At 72.1% G+C, this 1,488-nt stretch carries 1 protein-coding gene and 1 pseudogene; both read left to right on the forward strand.

Going from position 1 to position 1,488, the window contains the following annotated elements; translation table 11 throughout:
* The coding region (locus tag ACM2XV_RS15190; RefSeq protein ID WP_487027548.1) for an MFS transporter at positions 1–1,246 on the forward strand (1,246 nt) is incomplete at its 5' end.
* Positions 1,243–1,488 (forward strand): annotated as a pseudogene (locus tag ACM2XV_RS15195) (amino acid deaminase/aldolase); the annotation flags it as partial. The gene ACM2XV_RS15190 and the pseudogene ACM2XV_RS15195, both read left to right, overlap by 4 nt.

Consider the following 1,488-nt stretch of genomic DNA (forward strand, 5'->3'; position numbering starts at 1 on the left):
CGCGGCCACGACCCGCACCGAGCCGCTCACCCCGGTCACGGGCCGCTGGATCGCGCTGTTCGCCGCGGCGTGGCTCGGGGTGTGGATGGCTCAGCTCACGCCGATCCAGCTGCTGCTGCCCGCGCAGATCGAGACCGAGCTGCGCACGAACTACTGGGTCGACAACGTCCTCTGGTTCGGTGTCGTCTCGGGCATCGCGGGCGTGTGCGCGATCATCGCCTACCCGCTCACCGGGGCGCTCAGCGACCGCACCACGAGCCGCTTCGGCCGCCGCCGGCCGTGGGTCGCGGGCGGCGCGGCGCTGTTCGCGCTCGCCCTGCTCGCGCTCGGCGCGCAGACGACGATGGCCGGCATCGCGATCTGCTGGGCGCTCGCCCTGACCGGGTTCTGCGTGCTGACCGCCGCGCTCACCGCCATGATCTCCGACCAGGTGCCGGTCGGCCAGCGCGGCTACGTCTCGGGCTGGATGAGCGCCCCGCAGGCGATCGGCATCATCCTCGGGCTGGCGCTCGTCACGATCCTGGGCCTCGGAACCCTGGGCGGCTACGAGCTCGCGGCCGCCGCCCTCGCGCTGCTCGTGGCGCCGTTCCTGCTCGTCGTTCCCGACCCCCGCCACTATGCCCGGGGGCTGCCGCCGCTCACCCCGAGGCGCATCGCCGGCGAGCTGTGGATCTCGCCCCGCACGCACCCAGATTTCGGCTGGACGCTGCTGTCGCGCGTCCTCGTGAACCTCGGCAACGCGTTCGGCACCGGCCTGCTGCTCTACTTCCTCGAGTTCGGCCTCGGCGACCGGAACGCCGAGAACGACCTGATTCCGATCGTCTTCGTCTACATGGTGTTCGTGATCGCGGCATCCCTCGCGCTCGGCGGCATCTCGGACCGCCTGCAGCGCCGCAAGCTGTTCGTGTTCCTCGCCAGCGTGGTGCAGGCGATCGCGGCGCTCCTGCTCGCGTTGCTGCCGTCGCTGCCCATGACCTACGTCGGCGGCGCGCTGCTCGGCATCGGCTACGGCTGCTTCCTCGCGGTCGACCAGGCGCTCGCGACGCAGGTGCTGCCCGACCCCGAGACCCGCGGCAAGGACCTCGGCATCATGAACATCGCCTGGGCCATTCCGCAGGCGTTCGGGCCTCTGCTCGGGGGCATCGTCGTGTTCTGGCTGGGCGGATTCACCGGCCTGTTCATCCTCGCCGGCGTCGCCGCGCTCGGCGGGGCGTTCGCGGTCGCGCGAGTGAGGAGCGTTGCATGATCGACGTGTCGGCGAAGCCGGCCACGCAGCCGTGGCGTGACGAGGCGGCGTATTGGCAGGGGCTGACGGATGCCACGCGCGAGCTCGATCCGCCGTGCGCGGTCATCCACCTCGGCGCCCTCGCGCACAACGCGCACGACATGCTGCGCCGCGCGGCGGGCAAGCCGATCCGCGTCGCGTCGAAGTCGGTGCGCGTGCGCGAGGTGCTCGACGCGGTGCTGGCTCTGCCCGGCTACGAGGGC

The organism is Gryllotalpicola sp. CP2-P1 (assembly GCF_057512245.1).